The organism is Mesorhizobium sp. WSM4820, from assembly GCF_055811075.1.
Map to the genome: position 1 here is coordinate 186,866 of NZ_JBVVQN010000004.1, position 26,115 is coordinate 212,980.

Annotated in this window: 25 protein-coding genes; 10 read left to right on the forward strand and 15 right to left on the reverse strand. The window is 62.4% G+C overall.

Annotation, left to right across the window (positions count from 1 at the left end; genetic code table 11):
• Positions 1-117: 117 nt before the first annotated feature.
• Positions 118-972 (reverse strand): helix-turn-helix transcriptional regulator, encoded by an 855-nt coding sequence (locus AC0L2R_RS08940; protein ID WP_473508503.1) that lies wholly within the window; start codon positions 970-972, stop codon positions 118-120.
• 102 nt (positions 973-1,074) lie between these two features.
• Between AC0L2R_RS08940 and AC0L2R_RS08945 the strand changes: the two genes are divergently transcribed.
• The gene (locus tag AC0L2R_RS08945; protein WP_473508504.1) at positions 1,075-1,611 is read left to right on the forward strand and encodes a hypothetical protein; all 537 of its coding nucleotides are present in this window, start codon (positions 1,075-1,077) and stop codon (positions 1,609-1,611) included.
• 322 nt (positions 1,612-1,933) lie between these two features.
• Positions 1,934-2,563, forward strand: a complete 630-nt coding sequence (locus AC0L2R_RS08950) for a MarC family protein (RefSeq protein ID WP_027151955.1) — start codon at positions 1,934-1,936, stop codon at positions 2,561-2,563.
• A gap of 84 nt (positions 2,564-2,647) precedes the next feature.
• Here AC0L2R_RS08950 and AC0L2R_RS08955 read toward each other — a convergent pair whose 3' ends face one another.
• The gene (locus AC0L2R_RS08955) at positions 2,648-3,073 is read right to left on the reverse strand and encodes an OsmC family protein (protein WP_473508505.1); all 426 of its coding nucleotides are present in this window, start codon (positions 3,071-3,073) and stop codon (positions 2,648-2,650) included.
• Positions 3,074-3,204: 131 nt separating this feature from the next.
• Positions 3,205-3,723 (reverse strand): single-stranded DNA-binding protein, encoded by a 519-nt coding sequence (ssb, locus tag AC0L2R_RS08960; RefSeq protein ID WP_128172377.1) that lies wholly within the window; start codon positions 3,721-3,723, stop codon positions 3,205-3,207.
• Between the two features lie 236 nt (positions 3,724-3,959).
• Between ssb and AC0L2R_RS08965 the strand changes: the two genes are divergently transcribed.
• From AC0L2R_RS08965 to AC0L2R_RS08985, 5 genes are all read left to right on the forward strand, one after another.
• Positions 3,960-4,274 carry an ArsR/SmtB family transcription factor gene (locus AC0L2R_RS08965; protein ID WP_473508506.1) on the forward strand — a complete coding sequence of 105 codons (315 nt, stop codon included), beginning with the start codon at positions 3,960-3,962 and terminating at the stop codon, positions 4,272-4,274.
• Positions 4,271-4,765 (forward strand): SRPBCC family protein, encoded by a 495-nt coding sequence (locus tag AC0L2R_RS08970; RefSeq protein ID WP_473508507.1) that lies wholly within the window; start codon positions 4,271-4,273, stop codon positions 4,763-4,765. The genes AC0L2R_RS08965 and AC0L2R_RS08970 overlap by 4 nt, the downstream gene beginning before the upstream one ends.
• Positions 4,766-4,786: 21 nt before the next feature.
• Positions 4,787-5,392, forward strand: coding sequence for an ATP-dependent Clp protease proteolytic subunit (locus AC0L2R_RS08975; RefSeq protein ID WP_473508508.1), 606 nt, complete (start codon positions 4,787-4,789; stop codon positions 5,390-5,392).
• 1,104 nt (positions 5,393-6,496) lie between these two features.
• On the forward strand, positions 6,497-9,418 hold the full coding sequence (gene uvrA / locus AC0L2R_RS08980) for an excinuclease ABC subunit UvrA (RefSeq protein WP_091593700.1): 2,922 nt from the start codon (positions 6,497-6,499) through the stop codon (positions 9,416-9,418).
• Between the two features lie 201 nt (positions 9,419-9,619).
• Complete coding sequence (locus AC0L2R_RS08985) at positions 9,620-10,426, forward strand: DUF72 domain-containing protein (RefSeq protein WP_473508509.1); 807 nt, start codon at positions 9,620-9,622, stop codon at positions 10,424-10,426.
• 31 nt (positions 10,427-10,457) lie between these two features.
• On the opposite strand, the gene AC0L2R_RS08990 is transcribed toward AC0L2R_RS08985, so the two are convergent.
• The 6 genes from AC0L2R_RS08990 to urtA form a co-directional block, all read right to left on the reverse strand.
• Positions 10,458-10,634 (reverse strand): hypothetical protein, encoded by a 177-nt coding sequence (locus AC0L2R_RS08990; RefSeq protein WP_473508510.1) that lies wholly within the window; start codon positions 10,632-10,634, stop codon positions 10,458-10,460.
• A gap of 514 nt (positions 10,635-11,148) precedes the next feature.
• On the reverse strand, positions 11,149-11,844 hold the full coding sequence (urtE, locus tag AC0L2R_RS08995) for an urea ABC transporter ATP-binding subunit UrtE (protein ID WP_473508511.1): 696 nt from the start codon (positions 11,842-11,844) through the stop codon (positions 11,149-11,151).
• 70 nt (positions 11,845-11,914) lie between these two features.
• Positions 11,915-12,661: an urea ABC transporter ATP-binding protein UrtD gene (urtD, locus tag AC0L2R_RS09000; RefSeq protein ID WP_473490247.1), complete on the reverse strand. Its 747-nt coding sequence runs from the start codon at positions 12,659-12,661 to the stop codon at positions 11,915-11,917.
• 3 nt (positions 12,662-12,664) lie between these two features.
• Complete coding sequence (urtC, locus tag AC0L2R_RS09005; RefSeq protein WP_473508512.1) at positions 12,665-13,909, reverse strand: urea ABC transporter permease subunit UrtC; 1,245 nt, start codon at positions 13,907-13,909, stop codon at positions 12,665-12,667.
• Positions 13,906-15,522, reverse strand: a complete 1,617-nt coding sequence (gene urtB / locus AC0L2R_RS09010) for an urea ABC transporter permease subunit UrtB (protein ID WP_473508513.1) — start codon at positions 15,520-15,522, stop codon at positions 13,906-13,908. The genes urtC and urtB overlap by 4 nt, the downstream gene beginning before the upstream one ends.
• A gap of 124 nt (positions 15,523-15,646) precedes the next feature.
• Complete coding sequence (gene urtA, locus AC0L2R_RS09015) at positions 15,647-16,957, reverse strand: urea ABC transporter substrate-binding protein (protein WP_473508514.1); 1,311 nt, start codon at positions 16,955-16,957, stop codon at positions 15,647-15,649.
• A 291-nt stretch (positions 16,958-17,248) separates the two neighbouring features.
• On the opposite strand from urtA, the gene AC0L2R_RS09020 reads away from it, so the two are divergent.
• On the forward strand, positions 17,249-17,644 hold the full coding sequence (locus AC0L2R_RS09020) for a hypothetical protein (RefSeq protein ID WP_473508515.1): 396 nt from the start codon (positions 17,249-17,251) through the stop codon (positions 17,642-17,644).
• Positions 17,645-17,710: 66 nt separating this feature from the next.
• On the opposite strand, the gene AC0L2R_RS09025 is transcribed toward AC0L2R_RS09020, so the two are convergent.
• The 3 genes from AC0L2R_RS09025 to AC0L2R_RS09035 form a co-directional block, all read right to left on the reverse strand.
• Positions 17,711-19,282 carry a GMC family oxidoreductase gene (locus tag AC0L2R_RS09025; protein WP_473508516.1) on the reverse strand — a complete coding sequence of 524 codons (1,572 nt, stop codon included), beginning with the start codon at positions 19,280-19,282 and terminating at the stop codon, positions 17,711-17,713.
• 44 nt (positions 19,283-19,326) lie between these two features.
• Positions 19,327-19,875 carry a gluconate 2-dehydrogenase subunit 3 family protein gene (locus AC0L2R_RS09030; protein WP_473508517.1) on the reverse strand — a complete coding sequence of 183 codons (549 nt, stop codon included), beginning with the start codon at positions 19,873-19,875 and terminating at the stop codon, positions 19,327-19,329.
• A 78-nt stretch (positions 19,876-19,953) separates the two neighbouring features.
• Positions 19,954-20,349, reverse strand: coding sequence for a VOC family protein (locus AC0L2R_RS09035; protein WP_473508518.1), 396 nt, complete (start codon positions 20,347-20,349; stop codon positions 19,954-19,956).
• A gap of 257 nt (positions 20,350-20,606) precedes the next feature.
• Here AC0L2R_RS09035 and AC0L2R_RS09040 point away from each other — a divergent pair, with 257 nt between their 5' ends.
• A complete protein-coding gene (locus tag AC0L2R_RS09040; protein WP_473508519.1) occupies positions 20,607-20,912 on the forward strand; it encodes a ribbon-helix-helix domain-containing protein in 306 nt (101 codons plus the stop codon).
• On the opposite strand, the gene AC0L2R_RS09045 is transcribed toward AC0L2R_RS09040, so the two are convergent.
• Together AC0L2R_RS09045 and cckA are read right to left on the reverse strand one after the other, a co-directional pair.
• Positions 20,909-21,619, reverse strand: a complete 711-nt coding sequence (locus tag AC0L2R_RS09045; protein WP_473508520.1) for a purine-nucleoside phosphorylase — start codon at positions 21,617-21,619, stop codon at positions 20,909-20,911. The genes AC0L2R_RS09040 and AC0L2R_RS09045 overlap by 4 nt on opposite strands.
• Positions 21,620-21,807: 188 nt before the next feature.
• On the reverse strand, positions 21,808-24,378 hold the full coding sequence (gene cckA / locus AC0L2R_RS09050) for a cell cycle histidine kinase CckA (protein ID WP_473508521.1): 2,571 nt from the start codon (positions 24,376-24,378) through the stop codon (positions 21,808-21,810).
• Positions 24,379-24,746: 368 nt separating this feature from the next.
• Here cckA and AC0L2R_RS09055 point away from each other — a divergent pair, with 368 nt between their 5' ends.
• Entirely contained in the window at positions 24,747-25,493 is a 747-nt protein-coding gene (locus AC0L2R_RS09055; protein ID WP_473508522.1) for a hypothetical protein, read from the forward strand.
• A gap of 85 nt (positions 25,494-25,578) precedes the next feature.
• Here the strand turns inward: AC0L2R_RS09055 and dksA are convergent, their stop codons facing one another.
• Positions 25,579-25,995, reverse strand: coding sequence for an RNA polymerase-binding protein DksA (gene dksA, locus AC0L2R_RS09060; RefSeq protein WP_006202025.1), 417 nt, complete (start codon positions 25,993-25,995; stop codon positions 25,579-25,581).
• Positions 25,996-26,115: the final 120 nt, after the last annotated feature.

A 26,115-nucleotide genomic window follows, 5' to 3' on the forward strand; every position in this document is an offset into this window, starting at 1 on the left:
GTTTTCCAGTGTCGGTTTTTGTGGTGATTTCAAAAGGATATCACTGATTGCGACGATATGGCCGAGGCGCTTTCGTGGCCGCCGGGGCAAGGCTCATTGTCAGGCCAATTTTTTGCTTCACAAAGCCGGAAGCACGGATGCGTTCGGCAATTTATCGCCTCGCCGCCGGAGCCGGTAGGCGCCGGGCGCCTCCCCCATCACGCGGCGGAAACGGCGGTTGAAGGTCGACAAATCGTTGAACCCGGCTTCGAAGGCGATCGTCGAGATCGCCTCGTCCGACATGCGCAGCCGCACTGCCGCCCTGTGCAGCCGGGTTTTCAGCACGAACTGGTAGGGCGTCATGCCCGCGACATGCCGGAAGCTGCGCAGGAAATGGTAGGGGCTGGTCGCCGTTTCGCTTGCAAGCTCGGCGAGCGAGACCGGCCTTTCGGCATCCTTTTCGATGCGCCGCACCGCCTCCGCAACGCGTTTCTGATCGCGGCGGCTCGGTGACCGGGCAGCGGGCGTGATACCGGAGGCGACGGCTGCGCCGGCAATCCGCAGTCCGAGTTCCTCGAACGCCTCGATGTCGGCCATCTCGCGCGCGGCTTCCGCCTCGGCCAGCAGCCGTGCCAGCGCCGGCAAGGGCGGCAGCCGCGCCGTCTCGAAGGCCAGCTTCTTCGCGCCCGGCATATCGGCGACGATCTGCTCCATATAGGCCGGGCTGAAATGATAGGAGATGCAGCGGTCGCCGGCGCCATGCTCGTGCCCACACTCGTAGCAAGTGCGGGGGTTGCCGAGCAGAATTGCGCCTGGCGTCAACATCGCCGTGCCCTGGCGTGCGCGGTAGCGGAAAGTGCCGTTGGTCACCACTGCGACGCAGAAGTCGCGATGCTCTTCCTCGAACGGGCGATCAGCCACGCCGGCAGTGCAGACCACGTCCGACACCCGCCAGCCTTTTCCCGACGCCAGTGTATGCACGCTCCTCGTCATGGTCGAAAGATAGCAATTTTTCCCAAGCGCAAGAAGACTGCCAGGGCCTATTCTTCCCATTCTCCTGACAAGATGGGTCTCCTGACAATGTGGGCAGAAACCATGTTCAATTCATCCTCCTTTGCCGAAGCCCTGCACAGTGACGGGCCAGCCGCAGGCCTTGCCGAAAAACTGAACCTTTACGGCCGCTTCGTCGGCGCCTGGACGTTCGATGCCACGCGCCATCTCGAAGACGGCCAGGTGCTGACCGGACGCGGCGAGGTGCATTTCGGCTGGGTGCTCGAGGGATGCGCGATCCAGGATGTATGGATCTTGCCCGTGCGGAACAGTGGCGCACAAAGCTCGCTCGGCAAATGGACCTTTTATGGCACGACACTGCGCGTCTATGACCCCGGCCTCGACGCCTGGCACATCTTCTGGAGCGATCCGCGCACCCAGTATTACAGCCGCCAGCTCGGCCGCCCCGAGGGCGACACCATCGTCCAGCAAGGCGCCGACGGCACTGGCGCCGCGGTGCGCTGGAGTTTTTCCCGGATCACCGAAGATTCGTTCCGCTGGCTGGGCGAACGCTCGCAGGACAATGGTGCGACCTGGCGGCTCGAAGTCGAGTTCCTGGCGCAGCGCGCGGGTGGACATTGATAGGCACCGAAGAGCGCAAGCGGTGCGAATGAGAGGGCAGCGATCCTTCCCACCCCCCTCTGTCCTGCCGGACATCTCCCCCGCAAGGGGGGAGATCGGATGTCACAGCGGCCTCCGCCAAATCTCCAACGTTAACAACATTGCGTTAAACAAGATGGCGCGGCTGGCTGAGTGCCAATCTCCCCCCTTGCGGGGGAGATGGCCGGCAGGCCAGAGGGGGGTGCTGTCCCGCCGACATCAAAGGCTCCACCAGTTTTCACCGCCCCTACTTTGCTCTACCAATGCTGGGATCTCGGGCACGGCCCGGCGGGGAGGGTCAGAGATGCCGAGCTTCGACAGCCTGTTCAACGCCTTCGTCACCATTCTGGTGACCATCGACCCGCCTGGCCTGGCGCCGCTCTTCCTCGCCGTGACGCGCGGCATGAACCGCGAGGAGCGCAACCAGGTTTCCGTGCGCGCCTCGATCATCGCTTTCCTGGTGATGGCGCTGTTTGCAATCGCCGGCGCATCGATCCTGTCGGTGTTCGGCATCACGCTGCCGGCGTTCCGCGTCGCCGGCGGGTTCCTGCTGTTCTTCATCGCCTTCGAAATGGTGTTCGAGCGCCGGCAGGACCGCAAGGAGAAGATCGGCGACGTCGCCATCACCAAGGACATGATCCACAACATCGCCGCCTTTCCGCTGGCGATCCCGCTGATCGCCGGTCCGGGCGCGATATCAGCGACCGTCCTGCTGTCAGGCTCGTTTCCAGGTTTTGGCGCGCAGGCAGCCCTTGTCGGCATCATCGCGATCTGCCTTGTCATCACCTACCTGGTGTTCGTGCTGGCCGAGCGCATCGACCGTATCCTCGGCCAGACCGGCCGCTCGATCCTGACCCGGCTGCTCGGCGTCATCCTGGCGGCGCTTGCCGTGCAGTTCGTCGCCGACGGCGTCAAGGCGTTGATGGCGGCATGAAAATGAAAGTGGCCTCGCGCTTGATTGCCGAGGCCGTCATTTTCGTCGTCCATCTCGCGCAACGAACCGCCACTGGACGCTATCCTATTTCGCCGTCGTATCAATAACTTCGAAGTTGTGGGTGATCTCGGCGGTCTTGGCCATCATTGCCGAGGCCGAGCAGTATTTTTCGATCGAAAGGTCGATCGCCCGCCTGACCTTGTCGTGCGAAAGCGCGCGGCCCTTGACGATGAAATGCATATGGATGCGGGTGAACACCCGCGGCTCCTTCTCCGCCCGGTCGGCGTCGAGTTCAACCACGCAATCTTCGACCGCCTCGCGGCCCTTTTCGAGAATGTGGACGACATCATAGGCTGAGCAGCCGCCAGTGCCGAGCAGCACCAGTTCCATCGGGCTCGGCCCCGGCGTCTTGCCGTCGGGTCCAAACGCGGTTCCCAGCACCACCTTGTGACCGCTGCCGGACTCGCCGACGAAAGTGCGCTCCTCGACCCATTTGACCCGTGCTTTCACCTGATACGTCCTTTCATGCACACCGCTCAAACGCACAACGTCCCGAAAATCCGAGACAGATTTTCGGGACGCCAATGCGTGGCATCAAGTGGCTGGCTGTCAGCTCGCGCAGAGCCGCTGGCTCCGAGGGATCAGAACGGAATTTCGTCGTCGAGTTCGCGCGACGAACCGCCGCCACCCTTGTTGCCGCCACCGCCGCCGCGATTGAGATTCTCGCCCGGACCGGACTGGCCGAAATCCGAACCGCGGCTGCTGCCGCCACCGGCATAGCTGCCGACCTGACCGCCCTCGCCCTGCCCGCGTGCGTCGAGCATCTGCAGCTCGCCACGGAATTTCTGCAGCACGATTTCGGTCGTGTAGCGATCATTGCCGGTCTGGTCCTGCCATTTGCGCGTCTGCAACTGGCCCTCGACATAAACCTTCGCACCCTTCTTCAGATACTGCTCGGCGACCTTGGCGAGTTGCTCGTTGAAGATCACGACATTGTGCCACTCGGTCTTTTCCTTGCGCTCGCCGGAAGTCTTGTCGCGCCAGCTTTCCGAGGTGGCGACGCGGATATTGACGACCGGCTCACCCGAATTCAAACGGCGGATTTCCGGGTCCGCCCCGAGATTGCCCACCAGAATGACCTTGTTGACGCTACCCGCCATGATACTTCTCCGCGCTCATCCAAAACAAATTTTCTCGCTCTCACCTTATAGACTGCGGACATTCCCCGCCTGCCGTGGCTGGCTTTTCCCACAAGGTTTTTGTTCTCTTTTCGTTCTATAACCATCAATCCGTTTTGTCAAGGAATGTCAGCAATCGATGGGTTCCGCCGTGCCGTTCCATATGGGCGCGAAAAGACTGCTTGCCAAATCAATAAGTGTAGACTTATGCTTTTGCCATGATCGAAGCCGAGATTTTTCGAGCGCTTGCCGACCCGACGCGCCGCGCCGTGTACGAACGGCTCGCCGCCGGCGAAATGACGGTGTCGGAACTGCGCAGCGGCATGAGCGTGTCGCAACCGGCCGTGTCGCAGCATCTCGCAGTGCTGCGCGGCGCCGGCCTGGTGGCCGAGCGGCGAGCCGGCCGCAACTCCTATTATCGCGCCGATCCGCAAGGGCTTGAGCCTCTGCTCGGCTGGATCGAGCGTTACCGTGCGTTCTGGCCCGAGCGTATCGAACGGCTCAAGGCGGTTTTGAAGGATATGGACCAATGACGGCAAAACAGCATTCAAACATGGCGGCAGACTCGATCGAGTTCGAGTGCGAACTTCCAGACCCGCCGGAGAAAGTGTGGCGGGCGCTGACGGTGCCGGACCTGCTCGCGGCCTGGATGATGCCGAACGACATCAAACCCGAGATCGGCAGCCGCTTTGCCTTTGCCAAGGCGGATGCACCGATCGAGTGCGTAATCCTCGACGCCGAGCCCGAACGCCTGCTGCGTTATTCCTGGCGGGAGCGGCCGGCGCCTGGCAATATCGCGGATCCACTGGACAGCCCAATGGATAGCCCAATAGTTAGCATCGTCACCTTCACGCTCGACCGCACGGTGTCGGGCGGAACGCATCTGCGCATCGTCCACGACGGATTTGCGCGAGTAGCGACGCCTGCGGTTGCCGGCGCCGGTTGCCGGCTTTCACTCAACGCGCACAACCCCAGACAGACCATAGCCGCAAACACGCCTCGCCTCTCCCTGCGCGCGGCCTGAGCAGCACAACGGAGAAAAGCGATGAGCGGTTTTGCCAACCTGGTGCCGATGGTGATCGAGCAGTCGAGCCGCGGCGAACGCGCCTTCGACATTTTCTCGCGGCTGCTGCGCGAGCGCATCGTCTTCATCAACGGTCCGATCGACGACAATGTGTCGGCGTTGGTCTGTGCCCAGCTCCTGTCGCTGGAATCCGACAATCCAGACAAGGAGATTTCGCTCTACATCAACTCGCCTGGCGGTGTGGTGACCAGCGGCTTCGCCATCTACGACACGATGCAGTACGTTTCTTGCCCCGTATCGACCGTCTGCATGGGCTTTGCTGCGTCGATGGCCTCTTTCCTGCTGATGGCCGGCACCCCGGGGCGACGCATCGCGCTGCCCAACACCAGCATCCTGCTGCACCAGCCGTCAGGCGGTTTCCAGGGCCAGGCCTCCGACATCCAGCGCCACGCCGAAGGCATCCTCAGGACCAAGCGGCGCATGACCGAGCTTTACGCGCACCACTGTGGTCGCACGGTCGAAGAGGTCGAACGCACGCTCGACCGCGACCATTTCATGACCGCCGCGGAGGCAAGGACATGGGGCCTTGTCGATCATGTTTTTGATACGCGCAAACAGGCGGCTTGAAAGCCGAACGCCATGAGCGATAGCAGCCAAGCCGTTCGGCCAGTTTGATCGCCACCGGTCTGGCTTCGGCCAGAGTGCGGCGATACAGTCCGCCGATGTCCAGGATTTCACGCATTTGCTCGAACCGGCTGATTGTCGGTGTCGCCATCGCGGCACGGCGGGCTCCCCTTCTCCCCTTGTGGGAGAAGGTGGCCGAGCGAAGCTCGGTCGGATGAGGGGTGCTCCAGCTTGGCATCAACAGCACTCCGTCCAACACCCCTCAACCGTCTTGGCGCTGCGCGCCAATCCACCTTCTCCCACAAGGGGAGAAGGCAAGACCGCGCTATTACCGCCCCCGGCGATAGCACATCGGCCATCGCTGCCACAATGTCAGGAGTGTCAGGCATTCGTGCTGCGCTTGCGCCATTGAAACGGATAGCCCCGCCGCTGCTTCCGCAAACGGTCGGGGCTTTCTTGGATCTGAAATCCAATGGCCGGGAGCGAACTGCCGGCTCTTTGATCTCGGATGCTTCGCGGCGTTCAGCCGACGATCCGACTAGTAGTCTCTGATTTTCATGGGATCGGCAGGTCACGGTTTGTCGGGCGGCGCAAACGCCTGGCCCTGGCACTTATGCCTGCCGCGGCTCCAGTGACACGTGGAGCCTCAAGGGACTGTCCGGTGGAGTCATTCCTCTGCTCTCCTCTTCTGTCCATTGCGACTGGTGTCGTCCGAAGCGCATATCGCAGAAGCCTGCAACTCGTACAGGCCGCCTTAGGGCGGCGAGGCCATCGAAAGATAGTCGGCTTCGGTGACGTCTGGAGTCTGACTCCCTAAGGCTGAGACGTCAACAGCTGGATAGCCGATTTACTAAAAACGTGATCGCTTGTGTGGCGAATCCGAAATTTGCATCCGTTTTGAGCAGCGCGACGTTGGCTGTGGATACACGGACGCATTTGTCAGGAGCGTGTTCGGCCTTTGTTCTTTCCGCTTGCTCGCCCGCGCAAAAGACGGTTAAAGGCTTTGGTCGAGAGTTCTCTCGAAATGGTAGCTAAAATACCTACATGGGAGATGGCCGGGATAACCCGCCATCCCACGAGATTCCAGATCTGAGGCGGCGACCGGCGATGGCCGACCATAAATATCTTTCCATTCGCGGGGCGCGCGAACACAATCTGAAGAATGTCGATCTCGACCTGCCGCGTGACAGCCTGATCGTAATGACCGGGCTGTCGGGGTCCGGCAAGTCCTCGCTCGCCTTCGACACCATCTATGCCGAGGGCCAGCGCCGCTACGTCGAGAGCCTGTCGGCCTATGCGCGACAGTTCCTCGAAATGATGCAGAAGCCTGATGTCGACCAGATCGACGGCTTGTCGCCGGCCATCTCCATCGAGCAGAAGACCACGTCGAAGAACCCGCGCTCGACGGTCGGCACCGTCACCGAGATCTACGACTACATGCGGCTGCTGTTCGCGCGCGTCGGCATCCCCTATTCGCCGGCCACCGGCCTGCCGATCGAGAGCCAGACGGTTTCGCAGATGGTCGACCGCGTGCTGGCGGTCGAGGAGGGCACGCGCCTGTTCATCCTGGCGCCGATGGTGCGAGGCCGCAAAGGCGAATACCGCAAGGAACTGCTGGAGCTGCAGAAGAAGGGTTTTCAGCGCGTCAAGGTCGACGGTGTCTTTTACGAAATCGCCGACGTGCCGGCGCTGGACAAGAAGTACAAGCATGACCTCGACGTCGTCGTCGACCGCATCGTCGTGCGCGGCGATCTGGCGACGCGGCTTGCCGATTCCATCGAGACCGCGCTGAAGCTCGCCGACGGGCTGGCGGTGGCCGAATTCGCCGACCGGCCGCTCGACGCCAGCCAGACCGGCGAGGATTCGGTCAACAAGTCGAAGAACGAGACGCATGAGCGCATCCTGTTCTCCGAAAAATTCGCCTGCCCGGTGTCCGGCTTCACCATTCCCGAAATCGAGCCGCGGCTGTTCTCCTTCAACAACCCGTTCGGCGCCTGCCCGACCTGCGACGGCCTCGGCAGCCAGCGCGCCATCGACGCCAGCCTGATCGTGCCCGACGACAATCTGTCGCTGCGCGCCGGCGCCGTCAGCCCATGGGCGAAATCGACCTCGCCCTATTACGTGCAGACGCTCGAGGCGCTGGGCAAGGCTTATGGCTTCAAGCTCGGCGACAAGTTCCGGGACCTGACCGCAGAGGCAAAGCAAGCCATCCTGCACGGCACCGGCGAGCGCGAAGTCACTTTCCAGTATGATGACGGCCTGCGCTCCTACCAGACGACAAAGACATTCGAAGGCGTCATCCCCAATCTCGAGCGGCGCTGGAAGGAAACCGAATCCGCCTGGATGCGCGAGGAGATCGAGCGCTTCATGTCGGCCACGCCTTGCCCGGCCTGCCGCGGCTACCGGCTGAAGCCGGAAGCGCTGGCGGTGAAGATTGCCGGCAAGCACATCGGCGAGGTCACCGAGCTGTCGATCCGCAAGGCCGACCAATGGTTCACCGAGCTGCCCGCCGCACTCAGCGACAAGCAGAACGAGATCGCGGTGCGCGTGCTCAAGGAAATCCGCGAGCGGCTGCGCTTCCTCAACGATGTCGGGCTCGACTACCTGACGCTGTCGCGCAATTCCGGCACGCTGTCGGGCGGCGAGAGCCAGCGCATACGGCTGGCCTCGCAGATCGGCTCCGGCCTCACCGGCGTGCTCTATGTGCTGGACGAGCCGTCGATCGGCCTGCACCAGCGCGACAATGCGCGCCTGCTCGACACGCTGAAGCATTTGCGCGACATCGGCAACACGGTGATCGTCGTCGAGCATGACGAGGACGCTATCCTGCATGCCGACTATGTCGTCGATATCGGCCCGGCCGCCGGCATCCACGGCGGCCACATCATCGCGCAAGGAACGCCGCAGCAGATCATGGCCAGCCCCGCCTCGATCACCGGCAAATATCTGTCCGGCGAGCTCGAAGTGGCGACGCCGGCGGTGCGGCGCGAGGCCAAGAAGAACCGGCGCCTGAAGATCGTCGGCGCGCGCGGCAACAATCTGAAGAATGTTACCGCCGAAATCCCGCTCGGCACCTTCACCGCCGTCACCGGCGTCTCCGGCGGCGGCAAGTCGACCTTCCTGATCGAGACCTTGTTCAAGGCAGCGTCGCGCCGCATCATGGGTTCGCGCGAGCACCCGGCCGAGCACGACCGCATCGAGGGCCTCGAATTCCTCGACAAGGTCATCGATATCGACCAGTCGCCTATAGGGCGGACGCCGCGCTCCAATCCCGCCACCTATACCGGCGCCTTCACGCCGATCCGCGACTGGTTCGCCGGGCTGCCGGAGTCCAAGGCGCGCGGCTATCAGCCAGGTCGCTTCTCGTTCAACGTCAAGGGCGGTCGCTGCGAGGCCTGCCAGGGCGACGGCGTCATCAAGATCGAGATGCACTTTTTGCCCGACGTCTATGTCACCTGCGACGTCTGCCACGGCAAGCGCTACAACAGAGAGACGCTCGACGTCCTGTTCAAGGGCAAGTCGATTGCCGACGTGCTCGACATGACGGTCGAGGAGGGCGTCGATTTCTTCGCCGCCGTGCCCGGCGTGCGCGACAAGTTGGAGACGCTGAAGCAGGTCGGCCTCGGCTACATCCATGTCGGCCAGCAGGCGACGACGTTGTCGGGCGGCGAGGCGCAGCGCATCAAGCTGGCCAAGGAACTGTCGCGCAAGGCGACCGGCAAGACGCTCTACATCCTCGACGAGCCGACCACCGGCCTGCATTTCCACGACGTCGCCAAGCTCCTGGAAGTGCTGCACGAGCTGGTCGACCAGGGCAACACAGTGGTCGTCATCGAGCACAATCTCGAGGTAATAAAAACCGCCGACTGGGTGCTCGACCTCGGTCCCGAAGGCGGCGACGGCGGCGGCGAGCTGGTGGCCTCAGGCACGCCCGAGGATATCGTCCGCGAAAAGCGCAGCTACACCGGCCAGTTCCTGCGGGAGCTGCTGGAGCGGCGGCCCGGAGGCAAGCGCGAAGCGGCGGAGTGAGTGAAGACTGGCTGGCGTCTGGAAGAACCTTCAAATGAAGATCAGAAGAGCGCTTGCCGGTGATCCTGATGCTGTCGTCCGGCTGACGCAAGCCGTCTTTGCGCCCTACGCCCAATCCGCACCGGCTGACGCTTGTCGACATGGCTAAAGCTGTCAAGACGCTCGCTACGGTCTGATCCATTTCAACTCGGGAGGACGACAGTGACTCAATCTGGAACAATCCGCGCCGGCATGGGTGGCTGGACCTTCGAGCCCTGGGACAAGTCTTTCTACCCGGACAAGTTGTCCAAGGCGAAGCAACTGCACTATGCAACCCGGCAGGTGCCAAGCATCGAGGTCAACGGCACCTATTATTCGAGTTTCAAGGAGCCGACCTTCGTCAAATGGGCAAACGAAGCGCCGGACGGTTTTGTCTATTCGCTGAAAGGCAACCGTTTCGTCACCAACCGCCGCGTCCTCGGTGAGGCCGGCGAGTCGATGACGCGTTTCCTGGGATCGGGTGTCGCCGCGCTCGGCGACAAGCTCGGGCCGATCCTGTGGCAGTTCGCGCCAACCAAAAAATTCGACCCGGACGATTTCGAGGCTTTCCTCAAGCTGTTGCCTGAGAAGCAGGACGGCGTTGCGCTGCGCCATGCGGTCGAGGTGCGCAACGACAGTTTCGTCGTGCCAGAATTCGCCGCCCTGGCGCGCCAATACAAGGTCGCGATCGTCTATGCCGACCACGCCAAATATCCAGCAATAGCCGACGTCACCGGCGATTTCATCTATGCCCGGCTGCAGACCGGCAGCGACGACAATCCCGACTGCTACACGCCAAAGGTGCTCGACGAATGGGCGGCGCGGGCCAAGACCTGGGCCCAGGGCAAGGCGCCGGCCGACCTGCCGCGTGCCGATCCCTCAACCGAAGCACCGCTCAAACCGCGTGATGTGTTCGTCTACTTCATCACCGAAGGCAAGGCCCGCGCGCCGTTCGGCGCCATGGCGCTGATGAAGCGCGTCACAGGCTGACGTTGGCGGCACAGCGCATCCACCCCTTCGGTCATGCCGCCACCACGACTTCGTTGTAGGCATCGAGATCGACGAAGAACACCTTGGTGAGCTCCGCGATCAGTTGGTCGTGGTCGTATCCTTGCGATTTCAGAATATCGATGGCGGTCATGATGTCGACGTGCTCGGTAAGCCGTCGTTTCTGGTGGTCCTCGACGTAACGTTCCATCGGCTGCCCTGGCCCAAGTGCCCCAAATGCGTTTGAACAACGATCAGATCGCAGGATGGAGGCTGCTTGCACGGAACGTGCCGGCTGAGCCTGCGCCTGATCTGTCGACGTGACTGATACGGAAAGCGGCCGACTCAACAAGGCCAAGTAAAGCCTAGCATGCAATCTTCAGCGCGCCAGAGGCGTTCAGGAACAAAGGCGTTCAGGATAGACTGGGCGGGCATTCGCGACTTCGTCATCCTTGGGCGCAGCGACGCGAAGCGGCGCGAAGACCCAAGGATCCATGCCGTAACTTCAGAGCGTCGCCACGGTACAGAATCCAGGATTGTGTACGCTGGAAAACGGCTTCTGTTCTTGACCGCTGCACTCTTTGGCTGACTGCACGGCGTGGATCCTGGGGTCTGCGCCGCGTCGCTCCGCTCCTTGCTTCGCCCCAGGATGACGAAGGGAGGGATGGTTCGGCTAATCCCAAAGGTGCGATTCGCCAGCGAGGAGAACCGTCATTCTTCCCGCGCTAAACGGTCAGGAACTTCCTCACATCGGCCCGGTCGAGATCCTCGGCCGGGCCGGTGTGGACGATCAGGCCGCGGTCCATGATGTTGACCTCGTCGGCCAGTTCCCGGCAGAAATCGAGATACTGTTCGACCAGCAGCACGGCGATATCGGCCTGGTCGCGCAGATAGCGGATGGCGCGGCCGATATCCTTGATGATCGACGGCTGGATGCCTTCGGTCGGCTCGTCGAGCACCAGCAGTTTCGGCCGCATCACCAGTGCCCTGCCAATGGCAAGCTGCTGCTGCTGGCCGCCGGAAAGGTCGCCGCCGCGGCGCGCGAGCATCTGCTTCAGCACCGGGAACAATTCGAAGACGTGGCCGGGAATGTTGCGGTCGACGCGCTTCAATGGCGCAAAGCCCGATTCGAGGTTTTCCCGCACGGTGAGCAGCGGGAAGATCTCCCTGCCCTGCGGCACGAATGCGATGCCCGACCGGGCGCGATCATACGCCGCGCTCCGGTCGAGCGCCTTCCCCTCGAAGGCAACGCTTCCGCTCGTCAGCCGGTGGTGGCCGACGATCGATCTCATCAAACTGGTTTTGCCGACGCCGTTGCGGCCGAGCACGCAGGTGATCTTGCCGGCGCCGGCCTTCAGCGAGACGCCACGCAGCGCCTGGGCGGCGCCGTAGTGCAGCGTGGCGTTGGAGACTTCGAGCATGGTCAGCGCCTTCTCCAGCGCCTGAAGAACGAAAGATCGAAATGATGGAACGGAACGCGCCAGACCATGGTCATCTCCCCAGATAGACTTCGACGACACGCTCGTCGGCCGAAACGAAATCGAGCGAGCCTTCGGACAGCACCGAGCCTTCGTGCAGGCAGGTGACCTTGACGCCGAGCTCGCGCACGAAATGCATGTCGTGCTCGACGACGATGACCGAATGGTCGCGGGCAATATCCCTGAGCAGCCGCGCGGTCTCCTCGGTTTCGGCGTCGGTCATGCCGGCGACCGGTTCGTCGACCAAAAGCAGCTTCGGATCCTGCGCCAAAAGCATGCCGATCTCGAGCCATTGCTTCTGGCCGTGGCTGAGATTGGCGGCAAGCTCGTCGCGCTTGTCACCGAGCCGGATGATGCCGAGGATGTCGTCGATCCGCCGCGCCTCCGCCGCCGAGCGGCGATGGAACAGTGCCGGGAAGATCGAGCGTGGGCCCTTCAGCGCCAGCATCAGGTTGTCCTCGATCGTGTGGCTTTCGAACACCGTCGGCTTCTGGAATTTCCTGCCGATGCCCATCATGGCGATCTCGGCCTCGTCATGTTTCGTCAGGTCGACCTGCCCGTCGAAATAAACCTCGCCCGAGTCGGGGCGCGTCTTGCCGGTGACGATGTCCATCATCGTGGTCTTGCCGGCGCCGTTGGGACCGATGATCGCCCGCATCTCGCCCTTGTCGAGCACCAGCGACAAATTGTTGATGGCGCGAAAGCCGTCGAAGGAAACCGAGACGCCGTCGAGATAGAGGATGGTGTTGCTCTTCGGCATTGCTCACTCCGCCGGCTGAGGTTCGGGGCCGGATGCGGACCAGTCGCCCGGCGTTCTCGCAGCCGAGCGAACGATCTTCGGCGGTGGCGGGACGTCAGGATCGGTGCCGGCCTCCCCAACGATCGGGTCGGCGATCGAGGCTGCGCGCAGCGCCCTGGCATTGCCGCGCCAGGAATCCCACATGCCGACAATGCCCTTGGGCAGGAACAGCGTGACGGCGACGAACAGCCCGCCCAGCGCAAACAGCCAGAACGCCGGCAGCACGCCGGTGAACCAGGATTTGCCGGCATTGACCACGAGCGCGCCGATGATCGGCCCGACGATGGTGCCGCGTCCGCCGACGGCCGCCCATACCACGACCTCGATCGAATTGGACGGCTCGAACTCGCCCGGATTGATGATGCCAACCTGCGGCACATAGAGCGCGCCGGCAATGCCGGCCATGACAGCCGACACGGTGAAGGCGAACAGTTTGACGTTTTCGGCGCGCCAGCCGAGAAAGCGCGTGCGGCTCTCGGCGTCGCGCACCGCCATCAGCAGCTTGCCGTATTTGGAACCGACGATCGCCCAGGTGACGAACACGGCGAGCGCCAGCGTGACGGCGCTGGCCGCGAACAATGCCGAGCGTGTGGCATCGGCCTGCACGTTGTAGCCGAGAATATCCTTGAAATCGGTCAGGCCGTTGTTGCCGCCGAAACCCATGTCGTTGCGGAAAAACGCAAGCAGCAGCGCATAGGTCATCGCCTGGGTGATGATCGACAGATAGACGCCGGTGACGCGGCTGCGGAAGGCGAACCAGCCGAAGACGAAGGCGAGCAGGCCAGGCACTGCAAGAACCATGATCGTGGCAAACCAGAATTGGTCGAAACCGTACCAGAACCACGGCAATTCCCCATAATTCAGGAACACCATGAAGTCCGGCAGCAGCGGATTGCCGTAAACGCCGCGCGAACCGATCTGGCGCATCAGATACATGCCCATCGCATAGCCGCCGAGCGCGAAGAAGGCGCCGTGGCCGAGCGAAAGGATGCCGCAATAGCCCCAGACGAGATCGAGCGCCAGGGCGAGCAGCGCGTAGCAGAGGTACTTGCCGGTGAGCGCGACGACATAGGACGGCACGTAGAACGCACTTGTCGGCGAGACCGCAAGATTGAGCAGCGGCACGATGATGGCGACCGCCAGAAGGATGAAGATCGTGATGGCGATGCGGCGGTCGGCGCCGGCGGCGAAGAAGCGTCCGGTGATCATGCTTCCACCGACCTGCCCTTCAGCGCGAACAGGCCGCGCGGGCGTTTCTGGATGAACAGGATGATGAGGACCAGCACGACGATCTTGCCGAGAACCGCGCCGGCATAGGGTTCGAGGAACTTGTTGACGATGCCGAGCGAGAAGGCGCCGACCAGCGTCCCCCAGAGATTGCCGACCCCGCCGAAGACGACGACCATGAAGCTGTCGATGATGTAGCCGCGGCCGAGATTGGGCGAGACATTGTCGATCTGGCTGAGCGCGACACCGGCGATGCCGGCAATGCCGGATCCCAGGGCAAAGGTCAGCGCGTCGACCCACGGCGTCCTGATGCCCATCGAAGCGGCCATGCGGCGATTGGCGGTGACGGCGCGCATCTGCAGGCCCCAGGGGGTGCGCTTCATCACATAAAGCAGCACCGCGAACACGCCGAGCGCGAATACCAGTATCCAGAGCCGGTTCCAGGTCACCGCAAGCTGGCCGATATAGAACGAACCCGACATCCACGACGGATTGCCGACCTCCTGGTTGGTCGGCCCGAAGATGGTGCGCACGGCCTGCTGCAGGATCAGCGAGACGCCCCATGTCGCCAGCAGCGTCTCCAGCGGCCGGCCGTAGAGAAAACGGATCACGCCCCGCTCGATGACGAGGCCGACGAACGCCGCGACCGAGAAGGCGAGCGGCAGCGCGATAACCAGCGACCAGTCGAACAGGCCGGGAAAGGAGGTTCGGATCACCTCCTGCACGACAAAGGTCGTGTAGGCGCCGAGCATCACCATTTCGCCATGCGCCATGTTGATGACGCCCATGACGCCAAAGGTGATGGCGAGGCCGATCGCCGCCAGCAGCAGCACCGATCCGAGCGAAATGCCGTACCAGATGTTCTGGCCCGCATCCCACAGCGCCAGCGTCGAATTGATGTTGGCGATCGCCGCCGTCGCCGCGTCCTTGACCGCGCCTTCGGAATTGGCCTCGACGGCTGTGAGCAGGGACAGCGCGTTGCGATCGCCGCGCCCGCCGATCAGGGCGACCGCCGCCAGCTTGTCGAACTCCGACCTGTCGGACACCAGAACCGATGCGGCGCGGGCCTGTTCGAGCAGCGCCTTGACGCTCGCCACGGTCTCGCTGGCGACTGCAGCATCGAGCGGCTCGATGTTTGTCGCATCGGGCGTCCTGAACATGGTGTCGGCGGCGGCAATGCGCGCGGCCGGATCTTTTGCGCCGAGCGTCAGCGTGCCCAGCGCATCGCGGACGGCGCGGCGCAGCGTGTTGTTGACCTTGATCTTGGTGATCTCGCTTTTGGCCGCGTCGCCTGATTTTTCACCGCTCAGCGGGTCGAGCAGCTCAACGCTGCCGCCAGCTGCCTTGCCGATGAAAACCAGCGAATCGGCCTTGCGGACGTAAAGATCGCCCTCGGCAAGCGCGCCAAGCGGTCGTTCGACGGCAGTATCACCGGTGGCCGCCAGCTCGCGCACGACAGCTTCGGTGGCCGAGAAATTCGAGGCAGTGGCAAATTTGGCGATGATGGCGCGCAGATCCGCTTCGGCAGCGTTCGACGGCGACAGCATCCCCAGGAGGAGCAGCACCGTCAGGCCGATCGCGCGGGTGAGGATCATCGATTTCTGCGATTCTTGAGGGTTGAAACTTCGCGTCCGGGCGGACTGGAGGAGAGGACGAGTTCGCCCGGACGCGTCGCGGTCCAGGTCGTGGAGAAATCCACGACCGTCAGACCCGGGAGGATCAGTTGGTCCCCTTGCCGCCGCATTTGCCGGTGGCGACATTGAAGTTGCCGCAGGACAGAGGCGCGCGCCAATCGGAAATCAGGTCCTTCGAATCGGCCAGATAGTCGGACCACTCGTCGCCCATCACCAGGCCAGGCGTCTGCGAGACGGTCTCGAACTGGCCATCGGCCTGGATTTCGCCGATCAGCACCGGCTTGGTGATGTGATGGTTCGGCATCATGGTCGAATAGCCACCGGTCAGGTTCGGCACCGAGACGCCGATCACGGCGTCGATGACCTTGTCAGGATCGGTGGTGCCGGCCTTCTCGACCGCCTTCACCCACATGTTGAAGCCGACATAATGGGCTTCCATCGGGTCGTTGGTGGTGCGCTTGTCGCTCTTGATGAACTTGTGCCAGTCGGCGATGAACTTGGCGTTCTCGGGCGTATCGATGCTCTGAAAATAGTTCCAGGCGGCGAGATGACCGACGAGCGGCGCGGTATCGAGACCGGCAAGCTCTTCCTCGCCGACCGAGAAGGCCATGACCGGGATGTCCTCGGCCTTGACGCCCTGGTTGCCAAGCTCCTTGTAGAACGGCACGTTGGCGTCGCCATTGACCGTCGAGACGACGGCGGTCTTCTTGCCGGCGGAGCCGAACTTCTTGATCGCCGCGACCTCGGTCTGCCAATCGGAGAAGCCGAACGGCGTGTAGTTGACCATGATGTCTTCGGCAGCGACGCCCTTGGCTTTCAGATAGGCTTCGAGGATCTTGTTGGTGGTGCGCGGATAGACGTAGTCGGTGCCTTCAAGCACCCAGCGCTTCACCGAACCGCCGTCCTCGCTCATTAGATAGTCGACAGCCGGAATAGCCTGCTGGTTCGGCGCTGCGCCGGTGTAGAACACGTTGCGCTCGCTCTCCTCGCCCTCATACTGGACGGGGTAGAACAGGATGTTGTCGAGTTCGCTGAACACCGGCAGCACCGACTTGCGCGACACCGAGGTCCAGCACCCGAACACCGCCGCGACCTTGTCCTTGGAGATCAGCTCGCGCGCCTTTTCGGCGAACAGCGGCCAGTTCGAAGCCGGATCGACGACGACCGCTTCGAGTTTCTTGCCGAGCAGGCCGCCCTTTGCATTCTGCTCTTCGATGAGCATCAGCATGGCGTCCTTCAGCGTCGTCTCCGAAATCGCCATGGTCCCCGACAGCGAGTGGAGGATACCCACCTTGATCGTGTCGTCAGCCGCCCTGGCCGGGACGCTCATCAGCAGGCCGGCCGTGACCGCGCCTGCCGAAAACATTTTTGTTATTGTCGAGAAACTGCCCCGCATATTTCAAAACTCCCTGACTGGTTGATCGCATCGCGAACAGACCATGCAACGGCTGTGCCAACCGCAGGAGCAAATCAAGCGGGCCTGGATTTCCCAGCCGTATCAGCCGGTTAATATATTAGCCGCCAAAGATAAGTGCCGCTGCCCGTGCTCTGCGTGAGAAAAACATCCCCGCTCTCGCCTAATTTTTGATCACTCGCGAGTTTATGCATGATTTTTAAGCAAAAGACGGCGAACTGTTGCGGCGCTGCAGGAAAATGGGGCAGGATTGATCCTCACAAGAGCGACCGCATGACCTCCAGGATTTTTCGTATTTTCAGCACCATGCTTCTGGTTGCGGCAACCGGCAGCGCCCGCGCCGACTTCACCGATGGCAAATTGCCGGATGGCACCTATCACTGCGAAGTCTATCTGCTTGGCGTGTTCCTCAGCCTTGGCGACATCACCGTCAAGGGCAATGTCTATAGCGGCCCGGTGAGCTTCGGAACCGCCCGGCAGGGCTACAACTATCAGATGAATGCAAATGGCGAGATCACCTGGTTGGGCCCGTTGGGCGGCTACACGACCGGCGGCAACTCGATCTCGCTCACGCAAGCCACCCTGGACGGTCAAACCAGCCCGTCCTTCGACATCATCATGAAGCAGCCTGACGGCGCCTTCACCGCCTCGACCTGCACGAAGCGTTGAACGGCCGACAAGGAGAGGCGCGAAACCTTGTGAGGTTCCGCGCCAGCAGCAGTCGGGAGGCTATGGCTAAATGCTTTTGGCCGACATTTGTCCGGCAATGTACTCGGCCTGACGGATCGCCAGCGACACGATCGTCAATGTCGGATTTTCAGCCCCGCCCGTGGTGAACTGGCTGCCATCCGACACGAACAGGTTCTTGATGTCGTGCGCCTGGCCATGCTTGTTGACGACGCCGTCGGCCGCCTTCTCGCTCATCCGATTGGTTCCGAGATTGTGGGTCGACGGATAGGGTGGCGTCGGGAAGGTCCGCGTCGCCCCGACCGCCTCGTAGAGCGCCGAGCCCTGCTTGTAGGCGTGGTTGCGCATCGCCGTGTCGTTGGCATGGTCGTCGAAATGGACGTCCGCCACCGGCATGCCGTGCGCGTCCTTGATATCGGCATGCAGCGTGATGCGGTTTTCCTGGCGCGGCATGTCCTCGCCGACGATCCACATGCCGGCCATGTGGTCGTAATGGTCGAGCGCCGTGGTGAAGGAACGCCCCCAACCGCCGGGATTGAGGAAGGCGGCCATGAACGGCAGGCCGAGCGACAGCGTCTCTAACTCGTAGCCGCCGACGAAGCCGCGCGAGGGATCGTTGCGGGCCTCATCGCGGATGATACCGGCCATGGTGGTGCCGCGATACATATGCACCGGCTTGTCGAAGATGCCGTAGACCGAGCCGGTGGTGTGGCGCATGTAGTTCTTGCCGACCTGCCCCGACGAATTGGCAAGGCCGTCGGGAAACTGGCTCGATGCCGAATTGAGCAGCAGCCGCGGGCTCTCGATCGAATTTCCGGCGACCGCGACGATGCGAGCCTTCTGTTCCCTCAGTCTGCCGTCCTTGTCGGTATAGACGACCCCGGTTACCTTGCCCGACGCATCGTGGTTGATCTTGATGGCCATGGCATTCGGCCTGACCTCGAGATGGCCGGTCGCCTCGCCCTTGGGAATTTCGCTGTAGAGCGTCGACCATTTGGCGCCCCATTTGCAGCCCTGGAAGCAGAAGCCGGTCTGCTGGCAGGCATTGCGGTCGTCGCGCGGCTCGGAATTGATTGCCATCCGGCCGGTGTGGCACTCCTTGTAGCCGAGCCTGTCGGCACCGGCCTTCATCACCTTGAAGTTGTTGTTGCCGGGAAGGCCCGGGATATTGTTTGTGAGCGTCACGCCGAGCTTGTCTTCGGCCTTTGCGTAGTAGGGCTCGAGCTCGGCAAGCGTGATCGGCCAGTCGAGCAGGTTCGCGCCTTCCAGTTTTCCGTAGGTCGAAAGCGTTTTGAATTCGTGCTCCTGAAAGCGCAGCGAGGCGCCTGCCCAGTGCGTGGTCGAGCCGCCGACCGCCTTGACGATCCATGCCGGCAGGTTGGGGAAATCCTTCGCCACCCGCCAGTCGCCCGAGGTCGTGCGCTTGTCCGTCCAGGCGAGTTGGGCGAATGAACCCCACTCGTCATTGATGAAATCTTCGTATTCGTGACGGGCGCCCGCCTCCAGCATGACGACATCGATGCCCTTCTGCGCAAGTTCATTGCCGAGCGTGCCGCCGCCGGCGCCCGAGCCGATGATGACGACCACGCCGTCGTTGTTGAGATCAAATGGTGCTGCCAAGGTTTCCTCCCATTGATGTCTGTGTGCGGTTGCGACGATGGGGCTCAGAGCCACTCGATGTCGTCGAACCCGCGCGCCATGTAGCCGCCCTTGGAGTAGGACTCGCCCTCGTAGCCGAAGATCGGCCAGACCTCCTTTTGGTTGTAGATGCCGACGACAAGCCCGCCGCGGACGGCCTGGAAGAACGGCGTGTCCTCGATATCCCTGAGCACCGCAACGCGCTGCTCCTCCCAGCCGAGACCCGTGTAGCCGTCCTTGCCCGATTTCAGGTCGAGATCGGCGATACCCTTTTCGATAAGGTCCTTGTGGGCAGGGTCCTTGCCGGCCTGCTCATCGTGCGCCTTGACGGCGATTGCGTAATATTTGTCAGGCACTTGGTCGTGCGGGTAGATGTCGCGCGCCATCTGGATCAGTGTCGCCATGGTTTCGGGCTTGAGCGCGGATGTTTCGAGACCCCAGGCATGTTCCGGGCTGATGACGGCACTGCCTGAAATGACCAGCAGCGCGCCGACACCGCCGCGCTTCAGCAGCTCGCGGCGCGATAGAACTGGCTTCGTTTCCTGGACCGGCTTGCTCTCATAAATTGTGACCAATTGTTCCTCCCTTGCTTGCTGTCTGCACCCGAAGGTGCCCTGGCTGGCGCCGCGCTGGCCGGCGCGGCCGAGTATCTCCTATTTGAACCGGCCCCGACGCTGCAGCACCTCGATTTTGAAGCCATCGGGATCCTCGATGAAGAAGAAGCGTGCGAGTAGCGCTCCGTCGCGGTTGAACTCGACGATCTTCTTCGGGTTCAGGCCAAGCGCGCCGAGCCGTTCATGCTCGCTGTCCAGATCGGCGACCGAAACCGCGAGATGGCCGTAGCCGTCGCCGAGCGCATAAGGCTCCTGGCGGCCCTTGTTGACGGTGAGCTCGACCTCGAGCTCCGCCTCGGCATTGCTCAGATAGACGAGCGTAAAGGTTTCGAAATCGAGCCGTTCGGCGACGTCCAGTCCAAACGCTTTCCGGTAGAAGTCGACGGACCGGGCCTCGTCGAGAACCCGGATCATGGTGTGGATCGCCTTCGCCAAATGACACTCCGTGCGGTAAGCGCGATGTGCGCGTCGGCGTGATTATGCGCGGGTTGCGGCAAACGTGGTGGCAGCCGATTACCACGCGCTAATCTAACGACGGGGAAAACCGCCTAAGGACGAAAGTCCGATTGCTGTTTTCCGCTTTCCAGCTGAAGATAATTGGCCACGACAAGGCACTGTCAAAGGCGCGAATCACTGCTGATTGCGCCCAAAACCAATAAGAACGGCCAGATCAATAGGAACGGGAGGTAACGATGTGCAGGGTTTTTGCCGGGCAGGATCCGGACGGCTACCGGCAGATCAACCGGTCGATTCGTATCGACGGGCATTCGACCAGCATCCAGCTCGAGGCGACGTTCTGGGCATTGCTCGACGAGATCGCCGACAGCCAGGGCCTGACGACGCCGAAATTCATCTCGAAGCTCTATGACGAGGCCATCGAGATCAATGGCCAGATTCCCAACTTCGCCTCGATGCTGCGCACGACCTGTGCTCTCTATCTGCGCGGCCATCGGCCCGGCATCGAAGAACACACGGCGCCGAAGCGGCATGCAGCTTAACTTTCGATCGCGACATCGAGCGCCAGGCGGGTCATATCGGTGAAGAGCGCCTGGCGTTCGGAATAATCGGTTTGCTCGCCGGTCACCACATTGTCGACGACAGTCAGCATCGACAAGGCCCTGGCGCCGAAATGCGCGGCGATGCGATAGAGCGCGCTGGTCTCCATATCCACGGCCAGCGCGCCCTGTGCCTGCGCTTCGGCGAAGCGGTCGCGCCCCTTGGGGTGATAGAATATGTCGCTGCAGATGGTCAGTCCGGCCTGATGTTCGATGCCGATTTCGGCAGCCCGGGCCAGGGCTTGGGAAACCAGACCCGGATCGGGTCCGGCATCAGCACCATAAAGCCCAAAAACCTGGCCGCTCTCGGCACTTTCACCCCGCACCGCTTGCGAGATCACTAAACTGCGCAGTTTGACTGCGGCCGTCAGGGCACCACAGGTGCCGGTGCGGATCAGTGTCCTCACGCCATGGAAGTCCAGCAATTCATGGGCGTAGATCAGGAATGACGAGACGCCGATGCCGGTGGACTGGATGCTGACGGGCTTGCCGCGAAACAGGCCGGTAAAACCGAGGGCCTGCCTTCGACGGTTGACGCAGCGCGGCGCCTCGAGAAAGGTTTCCGCCATCCATTCGGCACGCTGCGGATCGCCCGGCAACAGCACTGTTGCCGCATAATCGCCCTTGCCTGCCTCATTGTGCGGCGTCACGGCATGCTCCCCCCAAAAACCCGCCGCCTGTTTCCCCCCATAATCATGGCAGTCTCACGCCATTTCGCAAGTGCGAATTAGTGAGCCCTAAAGCGCGTCGCATTTGACCGCCTCATGCGGCGCGCTTTAGGTTGTCGTTTGTGCATGTCGTTATCGCAAAACCGCTGCACACTTTTGCGTGACATGCGTTAAGATTCCAGCACGTCCTTGACGATTGTGGCCAGTTGCTTGAGCGAAAACGGCTTCGGCAGGAAACCGAAATGCGCCTCTGCCGGCAGGTTCTTGGCGAACGCGTCCTCCGCGTAGCCGGAAACGAAGACGAATTTGATGTCCGGCTGCCGCTTGCGCAATTCGCCAAGCAGCGTCGGCCCATCCATTTCCGGCATCACCACATCGGAAACGACAATGTCGACCTTGCCGCCGAGCGCCTCGAAGATTTCCAGCGCCTCGACGCCCGAGGACGCTTCGTGGACGGTGTAACCGCGCGACGTCAGCGCCCGCATGCCGCCCATGCGCACGGCATCCTCGTCCTCGACGAGCAGCACCGTGGCCGAACCTGACAGGTCCTTGGCTGCGTCGGCGACCTTTGCCGGTGCAGCCGGCGCCTCGCCGGGCTCGCCTGCCGTTCTCGCCTCAGCAATGTAGCGCGGCAGGAAGATGCGGAACACCGATCCCTTGCCGACCTCGGAATCGCAGAAGATGAAGCCGCCCGTCTGCTTGATGATGCCATAGACCATCGACAGGCCGAGGCCGGTGCCCTTGCCGACCTCCTTGGTGGTGAAGAAGGGTTCGAAAATCTTCTTGAGCACTTCGGGGGCGATGCCGCTGCCGGTGTCTTCAACTTCGACCACCACATAATCGGCAGGCGCAAGTTCGCGGTAGGGAAGGCTCTTGCTCTCCTGTGTGGTCACGTTGCGGGTGCGCACGGTGAGCTCGCCGCCGTTCGGCATCGCGTCGCGCGCATTGACCGCCAGGTTGACCACCACCTGCTCGAACTGCCCGATGTCGACCTTCACCGGCCACAGATCGCGGCCATGATCGACCTTCAGCTTGATGTCGTTGCCGACCAGACGGGCCAGCAGCATCCGCAGATCGGCAAGCACGTCGGTCAGGTTGAGCACCTCCGGCCGCAGCGTCTGCTTGCGCGAGAAGGCCAGAAGCTGCCGCACCAGCGAGGCCGCCCGGTTGGCGTTCTGCTTGATGTTCATGATGTCGGGGAAGGACGGGTCCGACGGGCGGTGGTTGGTCAACAACAGGTCCGACGCCATGATGATGGCGGTCAGCACATTGTTGAAGTCGTGTGCGATGCCGCCGGCAAGCTGGCCGACCGCCTGCATCTTCTGGCTTTGCGCCATCTGGCCCTCGAGCGCCTTCTGCTCGGTGGTCTCGACGGCGTAGACGATGGCCGATTCTTCGGCGCCCTCGCCGGTGCCGTCGGCAACCGCGTTGACGTAGAAGCGCATGTGCCGTTCTTCATTGCCGGGCAGCAGCGTATCGATCGGTTCGATATCGGCCTGCCGTTGTCGCGCTTTTTCGAACGCCGCGGCAAAGGCGGGGCGGTCGCGCTCATGGATCACCGTGTCCAGCCGCACGCGCCGATCGACCGCGTCCCCGTCGACGACGGAGGAAAACAGCGACAGGAAAGGCGCGTTGGTGCGCAGGATGCGCCCGCGGTTGTCGACAGCCGCTATTGCCATCGGCGTCGAATTGAAGAAGCGGGTGAAGCGGATCTCCGAGGCGCGCAGATCGGCGGAAGCATCCTCGCCTTGCGTCCGGTTGAGCACGATGGTGCGCGTCGGACCGTTGGCGCCCTCGCGGCTGGCCGAAACCCGATGCATGAAACGCACGGGCAGCGCCTCGCCCTTCACTGTCGTCAGATCGAGATCGATGACCGCATTGCGGGTGGTGCCGGGATCGGCCTTGACCGAGCGGACCAGCGCCATGCCGTCGCCAGCGACGATCTCCGCAAGCGTGACGGCACCAGGCGTGAAGCTCGTCAGGTCGATGCCCAGCCACTCCGCAAGCGTGGCGTTGATGTAGGTGACGCGGCCTTCCTGGTCGGCCGAAAAGAAGCCGGCAGGCGCATGGTCGAGATGGTCGATGGCCTCCTGCAGATCAAGGAAGAAGCGCTCCTGCTCGGCCCGTTCTTTCGAGATGTCGGCGAGTTGCCAGGCGAGCAAGGGCAGCCGCTGGCCCGGAACGCTGAAGGCGCGGGCGCGGACACGGTACCAGCGCGCGCCCGGCTCGGCGCCGGGTCGAATGGATTGGGCAAGGCGAAACTCACCGTCGCCGGGCTGGCCGTCGCGCAGGCCGGAGGCGAGCCGGTAAATGGTCACCGATGCCTCGGGAACATCGGACAGCAACCCTTCGACGGTCTTTAGATCCGCCGCAGAAGCCGCGCCCGTCATCTCGGCATAGGCCCGATTGGCGTAGACGACACGACCCTTGGTATCGGTGACCAGAAGGCCTTGCGACATTGAATCGACGAAGGCCTTCGACAGCTCGTCACTCGTCGAGCGCGGTGTGATCTGCACGAAGCCGATGGCGGTGGCGAACAGGAAGCCGACACCGATCATCGCCAGCACGCCAAGCATTCCAAGCAGGAATGGATCGCCAAGACGTTCTCGGAAAAGGCCGAAAACGATCGCCGCCCCTGTCAGCACAACGATGAAGACGATGAGCCGGGTGACCGCGCCCGGTCGCGTGTTCTGGTCGACGATCGGTACCGGATAGAAATCGCCGCGCGCTTCCTTGGCCATGTGCCCCCTGCTCGTGAATTCCGGTACTTGCCCTGCCCGGTTGAATCACATTCTCAGGGTCCGGAAAAGGCCTTGGCGGCAACTGTCCGCTAAAAATGACACCCGTTCGGCGCCTGGTGCGGCGAATCCGAAATTCGCATCATTCCTGGTCCGACGCGAGCGAATTTCGGATTCATCACGCCAGCAACTTGCTGAAAATCCAGCGTCGTGGATTGAAGTGGGGACGCTGACGCCCTCAATTCGCAGGAGCTTGAAATCCACAAAATGGGTGTTTCAAGCTGTTCACGAAGCGCGAAACGTAACTTGCAGTCGCGTACCGCAACAGTCTAGTGTCGCGTCTTCTTCGAAAGCTGATTTTGGGTGCACCAATGCTGCAGTGGCTGGATAGCGTGGCGGGTCTCGGTTATGCCGCGGTAATCCTGTGGACCTTTGTCGCGCTTGTCCTTGTGGTCATCGTTCTCCTCATCATCAAGCTGGTCCGCAACCTGACCTTTGGAACATTCGTTGCCGGCGGCAGGAACCGCAAGACGCGGCTGGCGGTGATGGACGCCACCGCAGTCGACAGTCACCGCCGGTTGGTGCTGGTGCGCCGCGACGATATCGAGCACCTGCTGCTGATCGGCGGCCCGACCGACGTCGTCGTCGAACGCGACATCAGGCTGTCGGCGCTGCGCCGTCCTGCACTGACCGGAGATGGCGGCGGCCATCAGCCGGCACCGCCGCCGCGCGCGCCGCAACCGGCTCCCGCGCCAGTGAGGCAAGCACCGTCTCCGCCGCCGGCAAGCACGGCCCCAACGCCTGTCCGGCCGCATCAGCCCGCGCCGGCGCCGAGGCCAGCAACGCAAAGCCCTCAATCGGCGACCATCACGCCGCTGCCCGCCTACACCAATGCCGTTCGGTACGCGCCATCGCCGGCAAGACAGGATTCCCCGGCAAAGCCGAATTCCCCGGCAAAAGAGGATTCCATCGACGATACGCTGATGAGGGAGCTCGAGGTCCCGTTTGATGACCCGCACCCCGCCAAGCCGGAGAGCAAGCCGGCGGCGAAAGCGCCGTCGTCTCTCGATGACGAGATGACGAAGCTTCTCGGCGAGTTGTCCAGCCAGAAGCGATAACCGGCCAACAGCCAACAAAAAAATGGCCGGAGACCGGCCATGACAAATTCGCTATTGGCTGCGTTTTAGACGCTTCGCCCGTGCTTCAGTCGTCGCGGTAGACCTTCTCGCGGCGTTCGTGACGCTCCTGCGCCTCGATCGACAGGGTCGCGATCGGACGCGCATCGAGCCGCTTCAGCGCGATCGGCTCGCCGGTTTCCTCACAATAGCCGTAAGTGCCTTCATCGATGCGCTGAAGCGCAGAATCGATCTTTGAAATGAGTTTCCGCTGGCGATCTCGGGCACGAAGTTCGATGGCGCGGTCGGTTTCCGAAGAGGCGCGATCGGCGAGATCGGGGTGGTTGGCGTTTTCCTGCTGCAGGATTTCGAGAGTTTCGCGCGCTTCGCGCAGTATGTCGTTCTTCCAGGTGACGAGCTTCAGGCGAAAGTAGGATTTCTGCCGCTCGTTCATGAACGGCTCGTCTTCGGAGGGTACGTAATCGGCGGTAACGATGTCGTTCATTCGACTCACCCAGACAGCCCCAAATTTGGCGCCTATATATTCACGGACCGAATGCTGCACAAGCGCAATCGACGACTGATTCACGCAATTGTTAATCTCGGCCAATACGCCATGGGCTGC